This is a genomic window from Paraburkholderia bryophila, from assembly GCF_013409255.1.
In the GTDB taxonomy this organism is placed as follows: Bacteria; Pseudomonadota; Gammaproteobacteria; order Burkholderiales; family Burkholderiaceae; genus Paraburkholderia.
Window position 1 is genome coordinate 1,751,924 of sequence record NZ_JACCAS010000002.1, and the last position, 21,937, is coordinate 1,773,860.

Sequence of the window (21,937 nt, forward strand, 5' to 3'; positions counted from 1 at the left end):
TCATAAACACGAAGGAGACAGCGTGAGCAATCAGGACATCCAGACGGCCGCTCTCGGCCTTGCCCCTACCTTGCCGGCCGCGGCGGCCCCCGCGCGCGGCCGCATTTCGCTCGACGACGTTCCGCTGAACGCCTTTCACGTCAAGATCGCCGGTTTGACGTTCGGCGCGCATTTCACGGAAGGATTCGCGCTCGGCACGATCGGCTACGCGCTTGCCGCGATGAATCGCCAGATGCCGCTCGACGCATTCTGGATGGGCATGATCGGCAGCTCCGCGCTGATGGGGATTTTCTTCGGTAGCCTGGTGTTCGGCTGGTTGTCGGACCGGTTGGGACGCCAGAAAATTTTTCTGCTGAGTTTCCTGATCATCACCGCGGCCGCGTTCGCGCAGTTCTATGTGCGCTCGCCGGCTGAGTTGTGTTTGTTGCGCGTGCTGATCGGCTTCGGCATGGGCGGCGATTTCGCCGTGGGGCATGCGATTCTCGCGGAATTCTCGCCGCGCAAGCATCGTGGCACCTTGCTCGGCTCGTTCAGCGTGGTGTGGACGATCGGCTACGTGGTGGCGAACGTGCTCGGCATGCATTACGCCGACGCATCGCCCGATGCCTGGCGGTGGTTGCTTGCCTCCGCGGGCGTACCCGCGCTGATCGTGCTGGTGCTGCGCATGGGCACGCCTGAATCGCCGCGCTGGTTGCATGGCAAAGGCCGCGTCGCGGAAGCCCGCGCGGTCCTGCTCAAGCATTTCGGCGCCCACGTCACGCTCGACGGCGGCCACGACGAACATGGTCAGATGGCCGGCGGCTTCGCGCGTCTGTTCAGAAAAGACCTGATTCGCCGGACGATTTTCAATTGCGCGTTTTTTGTGTGCCTCGTCATTCCTTATTTCGCGATCTATACGTTCCTGCCGACCATCCTGAAAGCGATCCATTTGAACAACGACTCGAGCGCGGATTTTCTGCTGAACGGATTTCTCGTGCTCGGTGCGCTGATCGGTATCTGGCTGACCATCAAACTGCCGCGCCGGGTGTTCCTGATTGGATCGTTCGCGGTGACGTGTTTGTCGCTGATCGCGTTGAGCGTGCTGCCGGAATCGGCGGCGATGGGCATGATCGTCGCGTTCGCGATCTTCACGCTGACGATGTCGGCGTTCTCCAATCTCGTCGGCGTGTTTCCGCCGGAATGCTTTCCGACCGAGGTGCGCGCCTGCGGCGTGGGCCTCGCGATCGCTTGCAGCCGGCTCGGTTCGGCAGTCGGCACGTTTCTGCTGCCGCTGGGCATCGTCCACCTGGGTTTTCACGCGACGATGACGGTGCTGGCGACGGTCCTGCTGATCGGCATGGTGGTGTCGATAGCGTGGGCGCCTGAGACGAAACATCTCACGCTGAACGAAGCCAGCGGCGCCTAACTCGCCGCAACGCTGAAAAAAACCCGCCGCATCGGCAACGATGCGGCGGGTTTTCTATTGGGTGGCTCAAATTGTGGCTCGATCATTCGATTCGGGCTTTTTCTCATTGAATTTTTAGGAGAAGTCTTATTTTCTCCTTGATCGAAAAACGTATCAGCGAAACGCCTCAAATCACACCGCGCTCCTTATCTCAATTAATAAGAATCGTCCTAGATATTTAAGAAGTGCGAAATCTTAATATTTCTTTGCGCCTGAACGACAGGCCACTTTTCAACTTACCGGAGTAGCAAACATGAAAGCCATTCTTCCCGCCATCGCCCTCGCAACCAGCGGTCTGTTGGGTCTCGCATCATTCAGCGCGCAGGCCGCGGACGGCACGATCACCATTACCGGCACGGTGTCGGATACCACGTGCTCGATCAACGGCACGGCAACGGGCACCCCGGCTGACAAGTCGATCACGTTGCCGTCGGTGTCCGCAGGTTCGCTGTCGACGGCTGGCAACGTGGCCGGTACGTCGAACCCGAGTGACCTGGCACTGACCCTAAGCGGTTGCACAGGCGCCGCCACGAAGGCAATCGCCCGCTTCGAAAACGGTCCTACCGTCGACCAGACCAATGGTTACCTCAACAACTCCGGTACGGCGACGAAAGTGCAGGTTCGTTTGCTGAACGCGCAGATGCAACCGATCAACATCATGACGAATGCGAACAACGACATCTCGACGAACTCGACCATGATCAGCGGCGGTGGCGCGAGCGTGAAGTATTTCGCGCAGTACTTCTCAGAGGGTAAGGCGACCGCCGGCACCGTCAGCACGTCGGTTCAATACACGATGCAGTATCAGTAAGCGAAGGCCCAAGGCGTTCGTTGACGCGAACGCCTTTTTTTAACGGCTATTTTCAAGATTATTGTCAAAGGTGCTGTGATGAAGTTGCTCGAAAAAATGACGATGGGAATCGGTTTTGCCTGCGCGCTGCTTGCGGGTGGCGCACAGGCCAGCGTGACGATCGGTGGTACGCGCGTGGTGTATCCGCTGGAGCAACGCGAAGTCACGGTCAAGCTGGACAACGATAGCCGCGGCCCGTCGCTGGTTCAGGTATGGATGGACGACGGCAATCCGGACGCAAAACCCGGTGAAATCAAGGTGCCGTTTGTGATCACGCCGCCGATCTTCCGGATGGATGCGAAGAAAGCGCAGACGCTGCGCGTGATGTATAGCGGCGAAGCGGTCCCGCAGGATCGCGAATCGATCTATTGGCTCAACGTACTCGACATTCCGCCTAAGGCCGACAGCGCGCCGGACGTCAACTCGCTGCAACTGGCGTATCGCACGCGTATCAAGGTCTTTGTGCGTCCGGCCAGATTGCCGGGCAATCCCGAGGACGCACCGGCGCAATTGACCTGGAAGATCGCGATCTCGCCGGATGGCAAAGGCCAGGCGGTCAGCGTCACGAATCCGACGCCTTACTACGTGTCGTTCAGTGAGGTCGATGTGGAAAGCAACGGGCATGTCTTCAAGAACGAACAGGGCGGCATGGTTGCGCCGCGTGCATCGGTGGTTTTGCCGATCGCAAAGATGAATGCCGCCGGCGCAGGCGCCAAGGTTCACTACACCGCAATCAACGATTACGGCGGCGCCCTCGATGGCGACGCGTCGCTCGGTCAATAGGCCGCGGCAGTTTGCCGGCCGGGCGGCCGCCTCCGTCCGAATTCAACCTTTTTCAAGCACGGCGTGCGTTGCCTCCGCAACGCACTGGGACAACGCACGTCTGTTGCAGACATTGGAAGTCAGTCAGATCATGAAACGCTCACCGGGTCATCAGTCGCAAGTTCGCGCCAGCGCGATCACGGGTCCGTTCGGCCTGAGCCCTGTCGCTACCGTCGTTATGTCGGTTTTTGCGGTGTTGGGCGGCGTGCAGTCGGCGAGCGTGAGTGCATCTGAAGCCCATAACGCGGACGCGGCCGTCCAGTTCGATACGACGTTTCTGCGGACCGATTCGACTCAAGGCGTGGACCTCGCGCGATTCGCACGCGGCAATACGGTGTCGGCGGGCGTGTATTCGGTCGACATCTGGGTCAACGATATTCGGGTGGCGCGTCAGGATCTGCGCTTTGTTGCGGCACGTGAAGGACAGAGCGCTCGCGCTTGCTTGAGCCGTCAAATGCTGGAAACGCTGGGTGTCGATTTTGCCAAGGTCGGCGTGAATCAGGATGCGAAGGCCGGTGACGAATGCGTCGATCTCGCGGTACTCGTGCCGGAGTCGTCGATCGACTTTGATTTTTCGGAGCAGAAGTTGATGCTAAGCGTGCCGCAGAAGTACATGCGTAACGCCGCGCGCGGCTACGTGCCGCCTGACATGTGGCAAACCGGCGTCAACGCGGGCTTTGTCAGCTACAACGCGAATACCTACCGCACCGCCGGCTCGGGCATGGATTCGACGCAGAGCTATCTCGGTCTGAATGCCGGCGTGAACATTGGCGCCTGGCATGTGCGTCATCAATCGTCCGTTTCGCAGCAAAGTGGCCAGGCCACGCGCTTCGACGACATCGCGACCTATGTGCAACACGACGTTGCCGCGCTGAAATCGCAGGTGACGCTGGGCGACGGTTACACCACGGGCGATATATTCGACAGCGTGCAGTTCCGCGGCGTGCAGATCGCCACCGACGACCGCATGTTGCCCGAATCGCTGCGCGGCTATGCGCCGGTCGTACGCGGCACGGCGGAAACGAACGCGCGCGTGTCGATCCGGCAGAACGGCCAGGTGATGTACGAAACGAGCGTGTCGCCGGGCCCGTTCGAAATCAATGATCTGTATGCGACCGGTTATGGCGGCAACCTCGACGTGACGGTGACCGAGGCCGACGGTCGCACCAAGCGTTTCACCGTACCGTATGCCGCGGTCGCGCAGTCCTTGCGGCCCGGCACGACGCGCTTCTCGGCGACGGCCGGCCAGTTGCGCAACGCGACGCTCGATACGAAGCCGAATTTTGCGCAGTTCACGCTGCAACGCGGCCTGACGAACTCGGTGACGGCGTATGGCGGCGGCGTCGCGGCAAACGGTTATGTGGCCGCCGATATCGGCGCGGCGCTCAACACGAAGTTCGGCGCGTTGTCGGCCGACGTGACCGCCGCGCAGACGCAGGTGCCGAACCAGAACAGCCAGCGCGGCGCCAGCTTGCGCATTGGTTACAGCAAGTTCATCGATCCGACCAACACGAACATTTCGGTGGCGGCTTATCGCTATTCGACAGCGGGTTTCATGAATTTGTCGGATGCCTCGTCGGTGCGCGACCTCGCCATGCACGGCGGCGATATCGATTCGGTTTATCGGCAACGCAACCGTTTCCAGCTCTCCGTGAACCAGAACTTCAAGAACTACGGCTCGGTGTTTCTGAGCGCGTCGGCCCAGCAATACTGGAATCGCGACGGCAGCGATACGTTTTATCAAGCGGGTTACACCAACAGCTACAAATATGGGACCTACAGCGTGACCGCTGGGCGCACACGCAGCGCTAACGGCTCCATGTCGAATCAGTACATGGTCAGCACCACCATTCCGCTTGGCCGCAGCCAGCACGCGCCGTTGCTGTCGACCAATCTGTCGAGCGCGTCGGGCAGCACGAACCTGCAGGCCAGCGTCGGCGGCTCGCTGGGCGATGCGAATCAGTACTCTTATAACGCGTACGGCACGTATGGCACGTCCAGCGGCGGCAACGGCGGCAGCTCCGCCAATGCCGGCGCGAGCGGCACGTACCGCGCGCCGTATGCGCAGATGACGGCGTCCGCGAGTTCGGGTTCACAGTCGAGCCAGGTGTCGGCGGGTATCAGTGGTTCGGTCGTCGTGCATCCGGGCGGCGTGACGCTGTCGCAGACCGTGGGCGATACCTTCGGCATCGTCGAAGCACCGGGGGCAGCAGGCGCGAAGGTGACCAGCGCGCCGGGCGTCAAGCTCGATCGCCGTGGTTATGCGGTGGTGCCGTACCTCACGCCATACGGCATGAATACCGTCGATATCGATCCGAAGGGCACCTCGACGGATATTGAGTTCGAATCGACGTCGGAACAAGCCGTGCCGCGCCTTGGGTCGGTTGTGATGCTCAGGTACAAAACCGTGAGCGGCCGTGCCGCGCTGATTCGCGCGCCGCAACTGGGCGACAAGGCGCTGCCGTTCGGCGCGGATGTGATGGATGGCAACGGACGCACTGTGGGTGTCGTGGCGCAGGACAGCCGGATTTTTGCGCGTGGCCTCGACGATAAGGGTGCGCTGTTTGTGAAATGGGGCGCCGCGGCGTCGGAAGAGTGCCGGATCGAGTATGTGTTGCCGAAGAAGACGGGTCAGGCGGCCACCGCTTATACGTCGGTGGAAGCGCACTGTATTTCCGACGTGCAAACGAGTCAGCGCGCCGCGATTTCCGCCGACTAGCCGGCACCGCGCCCTCGGCGCGGCACGTCCTTTCCCTCCTTCCGCCCCCATGACGTGTATCATTCGTTCCCTGCGCTGTTCTGCGCTGGCGATTCCCGGATTGTCGAACGCTCGTTCGTGACCTGTTTCCGACGCGCTCGGGTCGCCACTGTGACGCGGGTCCCGGCCCAACTCCCGCAGCTCGACGCCGCCGCGCAAGGCGCGGCACGCCGGTCGCCACAAGCCGCCGGGAACCGCCCGAACCCCTATCCGTGACCGCCAGACCCGATGTCAGTCTCCGAACTCAAACGCCGCCGCACGTTCGCGGTTATTTCCCACCCGGACGCGGGTAAAACCACGCTCACCGAAAAACTGCTGCTGTTCTCGGGCGCGATTCAGATCGCCGGTACCGTGAAGGGCCGCAAGAGCAACCGCTACGCTACGTCCGACTGGATGGAAATCGAAAAGCAGCGGGGCATTTCGGTGGCCAGCTCGGTGATGCAGTTCGAGTACGGCGACGCCGTCATCAACCTGCTCGACACGCCGGGCCACGAAGACTTCTCCGAAGATACGTACCGTGTGTTGACCGCGGTCGATGCCGCCGTGATGGTGATCGACGGCGCCAACGGTGTCGAAGCGCAAACGCTGAAGCTGCTCGAAGTCTGCCGCAGCCGCAAGACGCCGATCGTCACCTTCATCAACAAGCTCGACCGCGAAGTGCGCGAGCCGCTCGAACTGCTCGACGAAATCGAGCAGCATCTGGGTGTGGCCGCCGTGCCGTTCACCTGGCCGATCGGCATGGGTAAGGAATTCCAGGGCGTCTACGACATCCAGCGCGATCAGGTGCGTTTGTTCCGCGCCGGACAGGATAAGGCGGGCGGCGAGGTCGAAACGCTGCAGGCGCTGGGCAACGAAGAAGGCGAACGCCGCTTCGGCCATAGCTGGGTGAAGGCGAAAGAAGAAATCGACCTGATCACCGGCGCTTCGCCCGACTTCGATCGTGAGCAGTTTCTCGCCGGTCAGCAGTCGCCGGTGCTGTTCGGCTCGGCGATCAACAACTTCGGTGTGAAGGAAATTCTCGACGCGCTGGTCGATCTGGCGCCGCCGCCGTCCATGCGCATGACCGTGCAGCGTCCGGTGCTGCCGGACGAGCCGAAGTTCACCGGCGTCGTGTTCAAGGTTCAGGCGAACATGGATCTGGCGCACCGCGACCGCGTGGCGTTTATCCGCGTGTGTTCGGGGCACTTCGAACGCGGTATGGCGGTGAAGGTGACGCGTACCAACAAGACGTTCCGTGCCAACAACGTGGTGACGTTTCTGTCGCAACGTCGTGAGACCGTGAGTGAGGCGTATCCGGGCGACATCATCGGTATTCCGAATCACGGCACGCTGAGTCTCGGCGACACGTTGACCGAAGGCGAAATGCTGCAATTCGTCGGCCTGCCGTTCTTCGCGCCGGAAATTTTCCAGACGGTGGAAGTGGTCGATCCGATGCGCGCCAAGCAGCTCGGCGAGGCGCTGAAGCAACTCGGCGAGGAAGGCGCGATTCAGGTGTTCCGTCCGGAAGTCGGCGGCTTGATGATTCTCGGCGCTGTCGGGCAACTTCAGTTCGAAGTGGTGGCGCACCGGCTGTCGACGGAATACAAGGTCGATGTGCGGATGGCGTCGGCACGCTACCGGATGTCGCGCTGGGTGACCTGCGACGACGCGGCCGAATTGCGTCGCTTCACGGATTCCTACGCAGCGCGGATCGCGCTCGACGCATCAGATGCGCCGACGTATCTGGCGTCGCACGTGTCGGAGATCGAAGTTGCGCAGAAGGCGTGGCCGAAGATCGTGTTCAATGAGTTGCGCGAGCATTCGGGTGCGCCGTTCAAGAAGACGATGTAGGTCTATCGAATTTGCCCGGTTTCGGCTCGTGCCGGCGCCTCACCGCAAAGCAAAAGGCCCCGTCTTCTTGACGGGGCCTTTTGCTTTATTGGCTAACGTGACTATTGATAGGTCATCGTGAATATAGCCGCAGCATTGACGGTGCCTGGCGCCACGGATGCGACACCCAAACGATAGTACTGCGCGAAAAACTGGAACGATGCATTGCCTGTGGTACCGGAAGTCAATTGGAGTGGGCTATCCAACTTAATTGCCGAACGAGAGGCATTGAGCAATTGCACGCCTATGCCAGTCGCCGTGCCGTTCGACGCGATGACGTTCGGCAGGCTTGATGAGCCGGACGCTGACGAAAAGGTGACGGCAACTGAGACGCCAGCCTGGCAGCTTAGACCGATCGAGAACGGCGCATTTGCTGCCGTAGAACCTGCGGCTGGGAATGCGGACGCGCTAACGGGACGTAGCGCGATGGTTTGGGTGGCTGTATCGGCCGTGACCGAACAAGTGACGGGACGAATCGCGCCTGTCGTAAGGGTGAGTCTGTTCGAGCCATTATTGAGCGGGATATTGGTGTTCAGGACACCACTGACGTACTGCGCCGACGTGATTGTGCCGCCAGTAATGCTGCCGGTCTTCACCAGTTCAACGGTGCCGGAGACATTGAAACTCCCATTGGAGGTGGTATTACCTAACGACGAATCGGCACCGCAGGTCGCTGACGGATTGAGCGCGACTCCCTGGCTGTTTCGCATGCGCATACCCACTCCGGTTAGCCCTGTCGTGAAGACCCCGGGCATCCCCGGCACAGGTGTTTGGCCGGAGGTGCAGACAACGACTGGTATGTCGAACGTTGTCGAGTTCGTGCATTGCCCTGACAGCGTGAAACTCTTAACGGTGCCTGGGATCGTATCGCCAGCGACAAGCGAATTGGACACGGCCACAGTCCCATACGTAAAGGTTGCCGGCAGGCCGGTGGTGGGGCAATCCGCGTGAGCACTGGCGGTCCAGCCAAGCGCAAAAATGGCAAGCACAATAAAGCGCGCGGTGGCGCGTGTTCTACTTGCAAGAGAGAGCATCTTCGGTACCTACGGGTCGGGGCTGTCGTGCGAGAAGACTTGCCGTTGTGCCTCACGTCGTGACCGATACGCGCGACAACTTTGGTCCTTGATGCCCTCTCGGCCTCACCGCGGCGAGTGCCGTGGCTATCCAGAATTTTGGTCCGTCCGCATCTCAAATTAAATCGGAGCATTCTTAGGTTTTCGAGAAATCGCCGCAAATATCGCGCGGAATTCTGGCCCCTTCACCCCACCTTCAACCCCTCTTCCCGCATCCACCCCGCAAACGCCTGCACATGCTCAAGCCCAGCATGACGTTGCGCGACATCTAACCAATACCCAAACGGCCCCGCCACTTCGATATCGGAAAACTGCGCGAGACTTCCATCCGCGAGTTCTTCGACGATCATGTTCCGGTCGACGATCGCCAAACCCGCGCCTTTGCGCGCGGCACGAATCGCCTGTTCCAACGTCGAGAACTCGGTACCGTTTTCCGCGTAATGCGCAGGCAAACCGGCTTTGGCCAGCCAGTTCGGCCACAGATCCAGCCGCGCATCGTTATGCAGCACATGCAGCGCGGGCATCTGTTCGAGCAGTTGATCGAGCGGCTGTCCCAGCAGACGCGGCGCGCCGACCAGCACGTGACGCTCGATCATCAGCAATTCGGAATGGGCATCGGGCAGCGCATGGCGGCCGAAGCGGATGGTGCAATGACAGTCGTTGGTCGGCTCGGTACGGATCGACAGCTCGACGTCAGGCAGCTCCACCGCGAGCGACCCGAGCCGCGGCGAAAACCATTGCGTCGCGAACGTGGGCGGCACGGCGACCACCAGGCGTCGCTGTCCCTTCGCCGCGGTAATCTGCCGGAAACCACGCTCGATGGTGTCGAACGCTTCGGACAGGCACGGCAGGAACTGCACCCCGGCCGGCGTCAACCGAATGCCCTTGTGATCGCGCTCGAACAGTTTCGCGCCCAGCGATTCCTCGAGCAGTTTGATCTGCCGGCTCACCGCGCCTTGCGTCACGCACAGCGCCGTCGCCGCGCGATTGAAGCTCATATGGCGGGCCGTCTCTTCGAAGAAACGCAACGCGATCAACGAGGGCAAGCGTCGCATACATCACCTTCTATTTCTTTAGTCATGCGGTGCGGGCGGGTCAGGGTGCGAGCCGCACTGCGGAATGGATGGCCGTACTGCGTACTGACCGCGCGTTGTCTCCCACGCGCCGCGCGAGCCGTGGTCGGCTCGCGTCTTTATTCAAGCGATGCCAGTTGGCATCGCTTGGGATTGTCGCACTGACGCTGGATATTGTGCTTGGAGCGTCGGAAAAAATTCCGTGGCATGAAAGTGAAAATCAAGCGGACCACGCAACTTGTCACGCGAGCGCTCGCGATGCGCCGCGCAAGCGCCCGACTTCGCCTATCCTGACGAGACGCGCGTTCGGCGATCAAGCCGCCGCGCCTTCCCACTCTACGGAGCGCCCGTGACCGTCCGCAACCTCGACGCCTTATTCCGACCCAAATCCGTCGCCGTGATCGGCGCTTCCGAGCGGCCGGGCAGCACCGGCGCGATGGTGTGGGCGCGCGTGCTGGAAGGCGGCTTCGACGGTCCGTTGTGGCCGGTCAATCCGAATCACGCGACCTTGGGCGGCCACACGGTGATCGGCGATGTCGGCGATCTGCCGCAAGCGCCGAGCGTCGCGGTGATCTGCACGCCGCCGGCCACGTGGCCCGGCATCATCCACAAGCTCGGCGGGCTGGGCACGCGGGCGGCGATTATCGTCGGCGAGGCGCGCAGCGATGACGACCGCCTCGCGTTGCGTCACGCGCTTTCGGCGGCGCGGCCGCATCTGCTGCGGATCGTCGGACCGGGCAGCCTCGGCGTGGTGTCGCCGGCGCTGCGCGCGCATCTCGGCGCGCCGTCGTGCACGGTCAAGGCGGGCGGCGTCGCGTGGGTGTCGCAGTCGAACGCGCTGACCAATGCCGTGCTCGGCTGGGCGCACGCCCGGGGGCTTGGGTTTTCGCACGCGGTCGCGCTGGGCGGCGAGGCCGATGTGGATGCGGGCGACGTCCTCGATTATCTGGCGAGCGATCCCGGCACGCGCGCCATTCTGCTCGAACTCGACAGCGTGCGGGCGGCGCGCAAGTTCATGTCGGCGGCGCGCGCGGCGGCGCGTAACAAGCCGGTGCTGGCGTTGCGTTCAGGGCGCGCCGATCCCGCGGATGCGCTCTACACCGCCGCGTTCCGCCGGGCCGGCATGGTGCGCGTCGACGCGCTCGACGATCTGCTCGACGAAATCGAAACGCTCGGCGTGGGCCGCGTCGCGGCCGGCGCGACGGCGACGCTGATCACCAGCGACCGTGGCCTCGCCACGCTCGCTTGCGACGCCTTCGCGGCCGCCGGCGATACGCTCGCGCCGTGGCCCGACGAAGCGTCGGACGCGCTGCGTCAGGTGTTGCCGCACGCGGTGGGCGGCAACCCGCTGCAACTGGGCGACGACGCCCGGCCGGAGCACTTCGGCACCGCGCTCAAGCTAATCGCGGACCATCGCAGCACCGGCACGGCGTTCGTGGTGCATGCATCGACGCATGGCGCGCCGGTCGGCGAAGTCGCGCAGGCGCTGATCGCTAACCAGCGGTTCGCGTACCGTGGCTTGCTGGCGTGCTTCTTCGGCGGCGTGGATGCTGCCACGCGCGACGCCTTGCACGCGCAGGGCATTCCGGTTCATACGACGCCGCAGCGGCTCGCCCGCGCCTTCGCGCGTCTGATCGATTACCGGATGGGGCGCGAATTGCTGATGCAGACGCCGGAAGGTTTGCCGGCGCAGATTCCGGCGGCGATCGACGCCGCGCAGGCGCAAGCGCGCGCGGCGCTGACGGCCGGCGAGCACCAACTCACCGGCGCAACGGCGATGACCTTTCTCCGGCGTTTCGGGTTGCGGGTCGAGGCGCAACCCGATTTCGCGGAAAGCGACGCCGCACCGTCCACGCGGCCCGTCGTCGACATCGCCGTCGAACTCCACGACGACGACAACTTCGGCCCGGTCTTCCGCTTCGTCGCGCCGTCGGTGGATGGCGTATCCGAAGCGCTGCGCGTCTACGGCCTGCCGCCGCTGAATCCGATGCTGGCGCGCGACATCGTCACGCGTTCGCGCTATGCGCGGCTGGTGTCGCCCGAGCCGGCGCTGGCCGCGTTGACGGCGCTCTCGCAGGCGGTGTGCGACGTCAAGGAAATCGTGGGTCTGGCATTGACGCTGCGAGTCTTCAAGGAACACGTGGTGGTCGTCAACCCCACGCTAAGCATTGCCACCACGCGCAGCCGGCTCGCGATCGTGCCGTATCCGCGCCGCTTCGAAGAGACGCTCGACTGGCAAGGTTTGCAGGTGACCGTGCGGCCGATCCGTCCCGAAGACGAGGCCGCACATCATGACTTCGTCGAAGCGATGACGCCGGAAGATTTGCGCCTGCGGTTTTTCGGCGCGGTGGGCAGCTTCGACCACTCGCAACTCGCGCGCATGACGCAGATCGACTATGACCGCGAGATGGCGCTGATCGCTACAGTCATGAGCGACGAAGGTTTCACACGCACGCTCGGCGTGGTGCGCGCGGTAGCCGATCCCGACAACGAAACGGCTGAATTCGCGGTGGCGGTGCGCTCGGACCAGAAAGGCCGGCGGCTCGGTCAGTTGCTGATGGACCGCATCATCAAATACGCGCGGGCGCGTGGTACCCATTGGCTGGTGGGCGAGGCGTTGCGGGAAAACGGTCCGATGATCGCGCTCGCCAAAGCCTGCGGTTTCACGGTCACGCCGACGGAAGATCCGGGGGTGGTCGGCTTCCGCATGGCGCTAGACGAAGCGACCGACGCAACCAACGCGACCAACGCCACCGCAGAGTCAGCGCAAAAAAATAGCGTCGAGTGAGACTTGCACAGCCTCACTCGACGCTAAATCCACTACACAACCTGCTTAAGCCGGCAGCTTGGCCACGGCCTCATCGACCTGCGCACGCGTCACCGACAACTCTTCCAGCCACGCATCCGCATACACCGCGCCGGTTTCGCGCTCCAGGCGCGCAATCGTCGCCGCGCAACGATTCGCATCCTTCAGCGTCGCGATGAACGACTTCACCGATTCACCGGCTTTGAATGCGTCGAACAGGGGTACGCGAATATCGTCCGGCAGCGCACGGTTGGTCCACTGGTACGGCTTGCCGTTGAACGTGAACTGCGGCGGCAGCACGCGCTCCTTCTTGGCGGCCGGAATCAGACCGAACATGCGCGCGGCGTCGCCGATCTGCTCGGCCGAAAACAGCTCGTCCGGGCTGATGTCGAATTGCTGAATGAACGTCTCGATGCTTTGCATCGCCGCAGCGCGGTCGTCGCGGCGCTTTTGCGCGTGCGCGACGATGTCGCGCAGTTCGTCGGCTTCTTCGGGCGTGATCGAGAAGCTCGACTGCTTCTGCTGGAGTTCGGAAAAACGCTGGAATTCGGAATCGGTCAGAAGTTTCGCCATTGCTTTTCGATGCGCGCGCATGAGCGAACCCATGCGGCTTAAATTTGAGAGGGTCGCCATTCTAAACCATGTGCGCGCGCGACCGATTTTCGACGAAGTTTCGACGCGGCACGGTTCGACGACGCGCTCTCCGGACGCCGCGCTAGCCGACGTCCTCGCGAAACATAGACAACGCCTGCACCGTCTCGCGTAGCTGCGTGGTCGCGGCCTCCAGCGTCGGCGCGACGTATTCGTCGATCCGCCGCAGGTAGGGGCAGGTGAGCACGGCGATCGCCTGGCCGGCCGGTCCTTGAATCGGAAACGTGACGTCGGTCACGCCGAAGGTCTGCTGGCTGTCCTTCTGCGAGAAACCGGCCGTGCGAATCCTCTCGCAGGCCTGTTCGAGCGCGTCGCGATCGATCGTGACCTCGCCCTTCACCCGGGTGTGTTCGGCCAGCATCTGTTGACGCTGCTCGATGCTTTGAAACGCGAGCATCACGCGTCCCGAACCGGTGTCGATCAAGCCGACCCGCGAGCCGAGCCGCACCGACATGCCCCATGTGCCGGGGCCATCCACCTGGGCGATCACCAGCAGATTGCCGCGGTCGTACACCACGAGGTGACACGATTGTTCGGCAGCATCGGCGAAGCGCTGCATCAGCGGCAAGGCTTCCGCGATCAGACGGTTCATCGGCGGATGACGGTGCGCGAGCGCGTACAGCTTCAGGCTCAGCGAATAGCGGTCGCCGGCGGCCGAGCGCACCACGTACTGGCGCGCCACCAGGCGTTCGAGCATCCGGTACATCTCGCTGGCGTTGCGTCCCAGCAGCTTGGTGATTTCGGCGCGCGTCAGTCCATCTTTCTGCTCGGCGAGCAATTCCAGGATGTCGAGGCCCTTGTCGAGCGCGGGGGCGCGGTAACGGTCGGCGTCGTCTTTGTCGTCTGCGTCCATGGTGAGCGAGGTTCCGTGGCTTTTTCTCATTATCTGGCGCGTCAGTGTAAGTGCGGGGTGAATCTCTAGCGAGCGGACCGATGTCCAGGGAAAACACGGGGGCATGCTGCAGTGCACTTTCCTTGACTTCGAAAAGTCCGTATATGAATAATACGTTCATTGGTGAATAGACGCACACCAATACACGATAAGAAAGCGCAGGACGAAGTGCCGGCCGCCAAGGTCCGGTTCACGCCGTTCCCACAACGCAGTGCCTTGCATGGGGCTGGAGGAAGCGCTAAAGCGCCAACTCCGGCCCGACCGCAGGTGCCCTGCATGGGGCCGGAGTAAGTGCTGAAGCACTAACTCCGGTCCGACATAGGAGACAACCATGTCGTTCGCGAAAGGGCCGCTCGCGGTCCGCCGTTCGTTCCGCAGTTCGCTCTTCACCATGGCCGCCGTGGCGTGCATCGCCAGCCTCGGCGTTGCCGGTACCGCCCAGGCCGATACCGGCAAGATCGGCCTCGATCTGCCGCTGCTCACGTCGCCGTTCTGGCAGTCGTACAACAACTATCTGCCCAAGTACGCGAAGGACTCGGGTCTCGATATCCTTGCGCCGGTCAACTCGAACGGCGATCCCGCGCAGCAGATCACCGACATGAACAACCTGCTGAACCTCGGTGCGAAGGGCATCGTGGTCGGCCCGCTGGATTCGGCGGCGATCAGCCGCGCGCTCGACGCCGCAGCGGCCAAAAACGTCCCCGTGGTGGCCGTGGACGTCGCGCCGACGCAAGGCAAAGTCGCGATGGTGGTGCGCGCCGACAATCGCGCGTACGGCGAGAAGGCGTGCAAATACATCGGCGATCACGTGAAGTCGGGCAAGGTCGTGCAGATCATGGGCGATCTGGCGTCGGTGAACGGGCGCGACCGGTCGGAAGCATTCCGCTCGTGCATGAAGGCCTATCCGGGCCTGACGGTGCTGGAAATTCCGGCGGCCTGGAAGGGCGATGTGGCGGCCACCGCGCTCGACAGTCTGCTGACCGCGAATCCCGACGTGAAGGGGATCTACATGCAAGCGGGCGGCGTGTATCTGTCGCCGACGCTGCAAACGCTGCGCCGCAAGCAGATGCTGTTTCCCGTGGGCGACCCGAAGCATGTCGTGATCGTCAGCAACGACGGCATCCCGCAGGAGTTTGATGCGATCCGTCGCGGCGACATCGACGCGACCGTGTCGCAGCCCGCCGATTCGTACGCGAAATACGGCCTGTTCTATATCAAGGCCGCGCTGGCGGGGCAAACCTTCAAGCCGGGCCCGACCGATCACGGCAGCAACATCATCCAGTTGGCGCCGGGGATTCTCGAAGACCAACTGCCTGCGCCACTCGTGACGAAGGCGAACGTCGACGATAAAGCCTTGTGGGGCAATACCGTCAAATGAGCGAGCCGACGCCCTCCGTGCCGGTGGTCGAAGCGTTTGGCGTCACCAAACGCTACGGCTCGACGGCCGCGCTGAACGACGTGAGCATTCGCGTGATGCCGGGCGAGTCGCATGCGCTCGTCGGGCGCAACGGCGCGGGGAAATCGACGCTGGTGTCGATTCTCACCGGCCTGCGCAAGCCCGACACCGGCGAAGTGCGTTTCGGCGGCGCGGCCGCGCCGTCGATCGCGGATCGCGACGCGTGGCGTGAACGCGTGGCGTGCGTCTATCAGCATTCGACGATCATCCGTGATCTGAGCGTCGCGGAGAATCTGTTCATCAACCGGCAGCCGTCGCGCGGCGGCGTGATCGACTGGCGCGCGATGCGCCGCGACGCGCGCGAACTGCTCGACCACTGGAAGATCGACGTGCGAGAAGATGCTCGCGCCGGCGATCTAAGCGTGGAAGCACGGCAGTTGGTGGAAATCGCACGCGCATTGTCGTACGGCGCGCGTTTCATCATTCTCGACGAACCGACCGCGCAGCTCGACGGCGACGAAATCAAGCGTCTGTTCCGGCGTATCAGCGAATTGCAACGCGAAGGCGTGACCTTCCTGTTCATCTCGCACCATCTGCAAGAGGTGTACGAGATCTGCCAGGCCGTGACGGTGCTGCGCGACGCGCGGCATATCGTCAGCGCGCCGGTGTCCGCGTTGCCGCGTGAACAGTTGATCGAAGCGATGACGGGCGAACGCGGCGGCCTCGCCGTCGCCGATGCGGCCGCGCGCGACGCGTTGCCCGCCGATACGGCGATTGCGCTACAAGTCAACGATCTGGCCGGTTCCGATTACGACAAGGTGTCGTTCACCGTGAAGCGCGGCGAAGTGGTCGGCCTGACCGGCGCGACGAGCAGCGGCCGCACGAGCGTTGCCGAAGCGATTGCCGGTTTGCGCGCGGCCAAACGCGGCACGATCAGTGTCGACGGCGCGGTCTTGCCGCCCGGCGATGTGCCCGCCGCGCTCGCGCACGGTATCGGCTGCGTGCCGAAGGATCGCCATCATGAAGGCCTGGTATTGACGCAATCGGTCGCGGAAAACGCGTCGATGACGATCGCACATCTGCTCGGCAAATTCGGCATCGCGCCGCCCGCGAAGAAGAACGCGTTCGGCCAGAAAATGATCGACGCGCTCGGCATCGTCGCGCAAGGCCCCGAGCACATCGTGTCCGGGTTATCCGGCGGCAATCAGCAGAAAGTGGTGATGGCGCGCGCGCTCGCCACCAACCCGAACGTGCTCGTGCTGATCGACCCCACCGCGGGCGTCGACGTCAAATCGAAAGAAGCGTTGCTCTCCGTCGTGGATCGCGTGCGCGAAGAGGGCAAGGCCGTGCTGGTCGTGTCCGGCGAACTCGACGATCTGCGTACCTGTGACCGTGTGCTGGTCATGTTCCGTGGCCGTGTCGCGGCCGAATTTCCCGCGGGTTGGCAGGACCACGACCTGATCGCATCCGTTGAAGGAGTCAGTCTCCATGAAGAATAGTGTGCCCAGTCCCGCATTCAGCACCGCGAGCACCGCGTCAGCCTCAGGGCCGACGCAGGCTGTTGCCGCCGCGACGCGCGGCAAACGCGCGCGCTCCGAACTCGCGCGGCTGCGTGAACTGGCCTTGCTGCCCGCACTCGCGTTGCTGCTCGTGATCGGCGCGTTCGTCAGCCCCAGCTTTCTGACGAAGGCGAATCTGATCAGCGTGCTGGGCGCGTCGGCGGCGCTCGCGCTGGTGGTGCTCGCGGAATCGTTGATCGTGTTGACCGGCAAGTTCGATCTGTCGCTCGAGTCGACCGTGGGGATCGCGCCCGCCGTCGGCGCGATGCTGGTGATGCCGGCCGCGTCCGCGGGCTTCGGCACGCAATGGCCGGCGGCGGTCGGCCTGCTCGCCATCCTGGCGGTGGGCGCGGTGATTGGCCTGATCAACGGTTTTCTCGTCGTGCGTTTGCGGCTCAACGCCTTCATCGTCACGCTGGCCATGCTGATCGTGCTGCGCGGCATGCTGGTCGGTGCGACCAAAGGCGGCACGCTGTTCGATATGCCGCCGTCGTTCTTCTCGCTCGCCACCACCATCGTGTTCGGCTTGCCGTTGTCCGTGTGGCTCGCGGCCGTGGCCTTCGCGATCGCCGCGTTTGTGTTGCGCTATCACCGGTTGGGCCGTGCGCTGTACGCGATTGGCGGCAATCCGGAGGCGGCGCGCGCGGCGGGGATTCGCGTCGAGCGCATCACGTGGGGCGTATTCGTGCTCGGCAGTATGCTGGCCTCGGTAGGCGGCTTGATCGTGACCGGTTACGTCGGCGCGATCAACGCGAACCAGGGCAACGGCATGATCTTCACGGTGTTCGCGGCGGCGGTGATTGGCGGTATTTCACTCGACGGCGGCAAGGGCACGATGTTCGGTGCGCTCACCGGCGTGCTGCTGCTCGGCGTCGTGCAGAACCTGCTGACGCTCGCGCAGGTGCCGTCGTTCTGGATTCAGGCTATTTACGGCGCGATCATTCTGGGCTCGCTGATGGTGGCGCGGCTCGCTAGCGGCGAAGGCCAGAACTGATGCGCACGTTATCCGGAGAACTCATTTGACCCGCCAACCCGTGCAGACCGATCCTCGCCTGATCCTGCTCAGTCCCGCCGACAACTGCCTGATCGCGGCGGCGCGTCTCGACGCGGGCACGTCGGTTGAAATAGAAGGCGAACGCGTGACGCTCGTCAAAACCATCGAACTCGGTCACAAGGTCGCGCGTCATCCCCTCGCGAAAGACGACAAGGTGCTGCGCTACGGCGCGGTGATCGGTCATGTGACGGACGCGGTGGCGCGCGGCGCGCATCTGCATACGCACAACCTCGAAAGCGATTACCTGCCGACCTATACGCACGACGCGGGCCACGAATTCGTTCATCACTGAGATGGACACAATGACGTGGCCTTGCGCCGCGCTGGAACGATCATGACCGACACTTCCGTAGCAACCGCCGGCGCGCCGCCGATGCTGCAAGGCTATCTGCGTAACGACGGCCGCAAGGGCATCCGCAATGTGGTCGCGGTGGCCTATCTGGTGGAATGCGCGCATCACGTGGCGCGTGAAATCGTCACGCAGTTCCGCGAGCCGCTCGACGCGTTCGACGACCCTTCCGCCGAGCGCGAACCGCCGGTGCATCTGATCGGCTTTCCCGGCTGTTATCCGAACAGCTATGCCGAGACGATGCTCGAACGGTTGACCACGCATCCCAACGTGGGTGCCGTGCTGTTCGTGTCGCTCGGCTGCGAGAGCATGAACAAGCACTATCTGGTGGACGCGGTGCGCGCAAGCGGCCGTCCGGTCGAAGTGCTGACGATCCAGGAAAAGGGCGGCACGCGCAGCACGATTCAATATGGCGTCGACTGGATTCGCGGCGTGCGCGAACAACTCGCCGCGCATCCGAAAGTGCCGATGGCGCTGAGCGAACTGGTGATCGGCACGATTTGCGGCGGCTCGGATGGCACCAGCGGCATCACCGCGAACCCGGCGGTGGGTCGCGCGTTCGATCATCTGATCGATGCGGGCGCAACGTGTATCTTCGAAGAAACCGGCGAACTGGTGGGCTGCGAATTTCATATGAAGACGCGTGCGGCGCGGCCGGAACTCGGCGATGAAATCGTGGCCTGCGTCGCGAAGGCGGCGCGCTATTACTCGATACTCGGCCACGGCAGTTTCGCGGTCGGCAATGCGGACGGCGGCCTCACCACGCAGGAAGAAAAATCGCTGGGCGCGTACGCGAAAAGCGGCGCGTCGCCGATTGTCGGCATCATCAAACCTGGCGATATTCCGCCGACCGGCGGCCTCTATCTGCTCGACGTGGTGCCGGACGGCGAGCCGCGCTTCGGCTTTCCCAACATCAGCGACAACGCGGAAATCGGCGAGCTGATCGCGTGCGGTGCGCATGTGATTCTGTTCACTACCGGACGCGGCTCGGTGGTCGGCTCGGCGATCTCGCCGGTGATCAAGGTGTGCGCGAATCCCGCGACGTATCGCAATCTCGCGGGCGACATGGACGTCGACGCGGGCCGGATTCTCGAAGGCCGCGGCACGCTCGACGAAGTGGGCCGCGAAGTGTTCGAGCAAACGGTCGCGGTGTCGCGCGGCGCGGCGTCGAAATCGGAGACGCTCGGGCATCAGGAGTTCATCCTGACATACAAGACGTTCGAACCGGTTGGGCCTGCGTGCTTGCCGTCGGGCGCCGCGCCGGCGCATCGGGTCGTCGCGATCGAATCGCACTGAGCGCCCGGCAACCCGCCATGCAGCGCGCCGCGTTGCGCATGTGGCGGTGTCACCCTAGCAGGCCGGGCAAGCTGCGGGCAAATCTCGCCCGCCCATGTTAAAACGTAAAAAACAGGAGACGCGCTCCATGACGGCAACGATCGGTTCGAAGATCGGGCAGCGGCGCCGCATCGGTCGCGGTGCGCTGCAAGTGAGTGGATTGGGACTCGGCACGGCGCCGCTCGGCGGCCTCTACCGCGATCTATCCGACGAAGAAGCCCACGCCACCATTGCCGCCGCGTGGGACGCCGGTGTGCGCTATTTCGACACCGCGCCGCACTACGGCAACACGAAGGCCGAGCACCGTCTGGGCGACGTGTTGCGCCGTTATCCACGCAGCGAATACGTGTTGTCGACCAAGGTCGGGCGCCGCTTCGTGCCGCGCACCACGCCGTTCGACGACAGGGAAGGCTGGCAAAATCCGCTGCCCTTCGAAGCGATTTACGACTACACGCACGACGGCATTCTGCGTTCGTTCGAAGATAGCCAGCAGCGCCTCGGCATTGTCGAGATCGATATGCTGCTGGTGCACGACATTGGCCGCATGACGCATGGCGACAATCATCTCCATTACTGGCGGCAATTGACTGAAGGCGGCGGCTTCCGAGCGTTGGACACGCTGCGCTCGTCGGGCGCGATCAAGGCTGTCGGACTCGGCGTCAACGAAGGCGCGGTAATACTTGATGCGATGGCCGAGTTCGATATCGATTGCGCGCTGCTCGCGGGCCGTTATACGCTGCTTGAGCAGACCACACTCGACGACCTGTTGCCGGCATGTGAAACGCGCGGCGTCAGCATCCTGTTAGGCGGCGCGTTTAACTCGGGCATTCTGGCGCGCGGCGTCGAAGGCGATCTGAAATTCAACTACGGCACAGCGCCGCGCGAAGTGATCGAGCGCGTCGCGCGGCTGGAAGCCGTGTGCCGAGTTCACGGCGTGCCGCTTGCTGCCGCTGCCTTGCAGTTTCCGTATGCGCACCCGGCGGTCGCCACCGTGTTGACCGGCGCGCGCAGTGCCGACGAATTGCGCGAGAACGTCGCGTCGTTCGAGCAGCCGATCCCCGCCGCGTTGTGGTCCGCGTTGCGCGGCGAAGGCTTGCTCGACAGCCGCGCGCCCGCGCCCGAGGACTAATCTGACAATGGCAATCGATGCCCACCAGCACTATTGGGACCCCGCTCGCGGCGACTACGAGTGGCTGACGCCGGAACTGAAGCTGTTGTACCGGCCGTTCGGACCGGCGGATCTCAAACCGTTGCGCGAACGCGCGGGCATCGAGCGAACGGTGGTGGTGCAGGCGGCGCCGACCCTCGACGAAACGCGTTATCTGCTGGACGTCGCGCGGCATGAGCCGTCCATTGCCGGTGTGGTCGGCTGGGTGCCGTTGCTGTTGCCCACCGCGCCCGCGCTGATCGAGGCGCTCGCGCACGAGCCGAAGTTCAAAGGCGTGCGGCCGATGCTGCAGGATTTACCGGACGACTCCTGGATTGCGAATCCCGATCTCGCGCCGGCGATCGAAGCACTGATCGCGCACGACCTGACTTTCGACGCGTTGATTTACGCCCGCCATGTCGAGCACTTCGACACCTTCGCGACGCGTTTTCCGGCGCTGCGCATCGTGGTCGATCATGGCGCGAAGCCGCCGATCCGCTACGGCCGCGCCAGCTACGCAGGTTGGGCCGACGCGATCACTCGGCTGGCGGCGTTGCCGAACGTGCAATGCAAGCTGTCGGGCCTCGTCACCGAAGCGTCGCTCGGGTGGACAGAAGACACGCTGCGGCCCTATGTCGAGCATCTGCTGAAGTCGTTCGGTCCGGCGCGCCTGATGTGGGGCAGCGACTGGCCGGTGCTCGATCTGAACGGCGATTATTTGCTGTGGCATTCGGTGGCGACCACCTTGCTCGCGTCGTTGAGCGACGACGAACGCGAAGCGGTGTTCGGCGGCAACGCCACGGCGTTTTACCGGTTATGAACTGACGAAGCGAAACAAGACAAGCCCATTCAACTGGAG

General features: G+C 63.4%; 17 protein-coding genes. 13 read left to right on the forward strand and 4 right to left on the reverse strand.

Going from position 1 to position 21,937, the window contains the following annotated elements; all coding sequences use genetic code 11:
* The first annotated feature begins 22 nt into the window (after positions 1–22).
* The 5 genes from GGD40_RS28950 to GGD40_RS28970 all read left to right on the forward strand — a co-directional run bounded on the left by GGD40_RS28950 (position 23) and on the right by GGD40_RS28970 (position 7,704).
* Complete coding sequence (locus tag GGD40_RS28950) at positions 23–1,405, forward strand: MFS transporter (RefSeq protein ID WP_179745969.1); 1,383 nt, start codon at positions 23–25, stop codon at positions 1,403–1,405.
* 292 nt (positions 1,406–1,697) lie between these two features.
* Positions 1,698–2,255 carry a fimbrial protein gene (locus GGD40_RS28955; RefSeq protein WP_179745970.1) on the forward strand — a complete coding sequence of 186 codons (558 nt, stop codon included), beginning with the start codon at positions 1,698–1,700 and terminating at the stop codon, positions 2,253–2,255.
* A 78-nt stretch (positions 2,256–2,333) separates the two neighbouring features.
* Positions 2,334–3,077, forward strand: a complete 744-nt coding sequence (locus tag GGD40_RS28960; RefSeq protein WP_179745971.1) for a fimbria/pilus periplasmic chaperone — start codon at positions 2,334–2,336, stop codon at positions 3,075–3,077.
* A 130-nt stretch (positions 3,078–3,207) separates the two neighbouring features.
* Entirely contained in the window at positions 3,208–5,835 is a 2,628-nt protein-coding gene (locus GGD40_RS28965) for a fimbria/pilus outer membrane usher protein (protein ID WP_179745972.1), read from the forward strand.
* 267 nt (positions 5,836–6,102) lie between these two features.
* Entirely contained in the window at positions 6,103–7,704 is a 1,602-nt protein-coding gene (locus GGD40_RS28970; protein WP_179711066.1) for a peptide chain release factor 3, read from the forward strand.
* Positions 7,705–7,805: 101 nt separating this feature from the next.
* On the opposite strand, the gene GGD40_RS28975 is transcribed toward GGD40_RS28970, so the two are convergent.
* Complete coding sequence (locus GGD40_RS28975) at positions 7,806–8,777, reverse strand: fimbrial protein (protein ID WP_179745973.1); 972 nt, start codon at positions 8,775–8,777, stop codon at positions 7,806–7,808.
* Between the two features lie 224 nt (positions 8,778–9,001).
* On the reverse strand, positions 9,002–9,871 hold the full coding sequence (locus tag GGD40_RS28980; RefSeq protein ID WP_179711062.1) for a LysR family transcriptional regulator: 870 nt from the start codon (positions 9,869–9,871) through the stop codon (positions 9,002–9,004).
* 367 nt (positions 9,872–10,238) lie between these two features.
* Between GGD40_RS28980 and GGD40_RS28985 the strand changes: the two genes are divergently transcribed.
* Positions 10,239–12,677 (forward strand): bifunctional acetate--CoA ligase family protein/GNAT family N-acetyltransferase, encoded by a 2,439-nt coding sequence (locus GGD40_RS28985; protein WP_179745974.1) that lies wholly within the window; start codon positions 10,239–10,241, stop codon positions 12,675–12,677.
* 45 nt (positions 12,678–12,722) lie between these two features.
* Here GGD40_RS28985 and GGD40_RS28990 read toward each other — a convergent pair whose 3' ends face one another.
* Together GGD40_RS28990 and GGD40_RS28995 are read right to left on the reverse strand one after the other, a co-directional pair.
* Positions 12,723–13,268, reverse strand: coding sequence for a hypothetical protein (locus tag GGD40_RS28990; protein WP_179711058.1), 546 nt, complete (start codon positions 13,266–13,268; stop codon positions 12,723–12,725).
* Positions 13,269–13,410: 142 nt separating this feature from the next.
* Positions 13,411–14,199 (reverse strand): IclR family transcriptional regulator, encoded by a 789-nt coding sequence (locus GGD40_RS28995; RefSeq protein WP_179745975.1) that lies wholly within the window; start codon positions 14,197–14,199, stop codon positions 13,411–13,413.
* Between the two features lie 430 nt (positions 14,200–14,629).
* Between GGD40_RS28995 and GGD40_RS29000 the strand changes: the two genes are divergently transcribed.
* The 7 genes from GGD40_RS29000 (at position 14,630) to GGD40_RS29030 (ending at position 21,898) form a co-directional block, all read left to right on the forward strand.
* Positions 14,630–15,616, forward strand: coding sequence for a sugar ABC transporter substrate-binding protein (locus GGD40_RS29000; RefSeq protein WP_257030734.1), 987 nt, complete (start codon positions 14,630–14,632; stop codon positions 15,614–15,616).
* Positions 15,613–17,133, forward strand: coding sequence for a sugar ABC transporter ATP-binding protein (locus GGD40_RS29005; RefSeq protein WP_179745976.1), 1,521 nt, complete (start codon positions 15,613–15,615; stop codon positions 17,131–17,133). Before GGD40_RS29000 ends, GGD40_RS29005 begins: the two co-directional genes overlap by 4 nt.
* Positions 17,123–18,187: an ABC transporter permease gene (locus GGD40_RS29010; protein ID WP_179711049.1), complete on the forward strand. Its 1,065-nt coding sequence runs from the start codon at positions 17,123–17,125 to the stop codon at positions 18,185–18,187. The genes GGD40_RS29005 and GGD40_RS29010 overlap by 11 nt, the downstream gene beginning before the upstream one ends.
* Before the next feature lie 25 nt (positions 18,188–18,212).
* Positions 18,213–18,539 carry a UxaA family hydrolase gene (locus GGD40_RS29015; RefSeq protein WP_179745977.1) on the forward strand — a complete coding sequence of 109 codons (327 nt, stop codon included), beginning with the start codon at positions 18,213–18,215 and terminating at the stop codon, positions 18,537–18,539.
* A gap of 42 nt (positions 18,540–18,581) precedes the next feature.
* Positions 18,582–19,892: a UxaA family hydrolase gene (locus GGD40_RS29020; protein ID WP_179745978.1), complete on the forward strand. Its 1,311-nt coding sequence runs from the start codon at positions 18,582–18,584 to the stop codon at positions 19,890–19,892.
* A 127-nt stretch (positions 19,893–20,019) separates the two neighbouring features.
* The gene (locus GGD40_RS29025; protein WP_179745979.1) at positions 20,020–21,060 is read left to right on the forward strand and encodes an aldo/keto reductase; all 1,041 of its coding nucleotides are present in this window, start codon (positions 20,020–20,022) and stop codon (positions 21,058–21,060) included.
* 7 nt (positions 21,061–21,067) lie between these two features.
* Positions 21,068–21,898, forward strand: a complete 831-nt coding sequence (locus GGD40_RS29030) for an amidohydrolase family protein (RefSeq protein WP_179745980.1) — start codon at positions 21,068–21,070, stop codon at positions 21,896–21,898.
* Positions 21,899–21,937 lie beyond the last annotated feature (39 nt).

What these genes read in the sequence shown, in the direction of transcription:
- GGD40_RS28955 (WP_179745970.1), top strand. Translation starts at nt 1,698, where the DNA reads ATGAAAGCCATTCTTCCCGCCATCGCCCTCGCAACCAGCGGTCTGTTG.
- GGD40_RS28990 (WP_179711058.1), bottom strand. Translation starts at nt 13,268, where the DNA reads ATGGCGAAACTTCTGACCGATTCCGAATTCCAGCGTTTTTCCGAACTC.
- GGD40_RS29010 (WP_179711049.1), top strand. Translation starts at nt 17,123, where the DNA reads ATGAAGAATAGTGTGCCCAGTCCCGCATTCAGCACCGCGAGCACCGCG.
- GGD40_RS28975 (WP_179745973.1), bottom strand. Translation starts at nt 8,777, where the DNA reads ATGCTCTCTCTTGCAAGTAGAACACGCGCCACCGCGCGCTTTATTGTG.
- GGD40_RS28965 (WP_179745972.1), top strand. Translation starts at nt 3,208, where the DNA reads ATGAAACGCTCACCGGGTCATCAGTCGCAAGTTCGCGCCAGCGCGATC.
- GGD40_RS28960 (WP_179745971.1), top strand. Translation starts at nt 2,334, where the DNA reads ATGAAGTTGCTCGAAAAAATGACGATGGGAATCGGTTTTGCCTGCGCG.
- GGD40_RS29020 (WP_179745978.1), top strand. Translation starts at nt 18,582, where the DNA reads ATGACCGACACTTCCGTAGCAACCGCCGGCGCGCCGCCGATGCTGCAA.
- GGD40_RS28980 (WP_179711062.1), bottom strand. Translation starts at nt 9,871, where the DNA reads ATGCGACGCTTGCCCTCGTTGATCGCGTTGCGTTTCTTCGAAGAGACG.
- GGD40_RS29000 (WP_257030734.1), top strand. Translation starts at nt 14,630, where the DNA reads ATGGCCGCCGTGGCGTGCATCGCCAGCCTCGGCGTTGCCGGTACCGCC.
- GGD40_RS28970 (WP_179711066.1), top strand. Translation starts at nt 6,103, where the DNA reads ATGTCAGTCTCCGAACTCAAACGCCGCCGCACGTTCGCGGTTATTTCC.
- GGD40_RS29025 (WP_179745979.1), top strand. Translation starts at nt 20,020, where the DNA reads ATGACGGCAACGATCGGTTCGAAGATCGGGCAGCGGCGCCGCATCGGT.
- GGD40_RS28995 (WP_179745975.1), bottom strand. Translation starts at nt 14,199, where the DNA reads ATGGACGCAGACGACAAAGACGACGCCGACCGTTACCGCGCCCCCGCG.
- GGD40_RS29005 (WP_179745976.1), top strand. Translation starts at nt 15,613, where the DNA reads ATGAGCGAGCCGACGCCCTCCGTGCCGGTGGTCGAAGCGTTTGGCGTC.
- GGD40_RS29030 (WP_179745980.1), top strand. Translation starts at nt 21,068, where the DNA reads ATGGCAATCGATGCCCACCAGCACTATTGGGACCCCGCTCGCGGCGAC.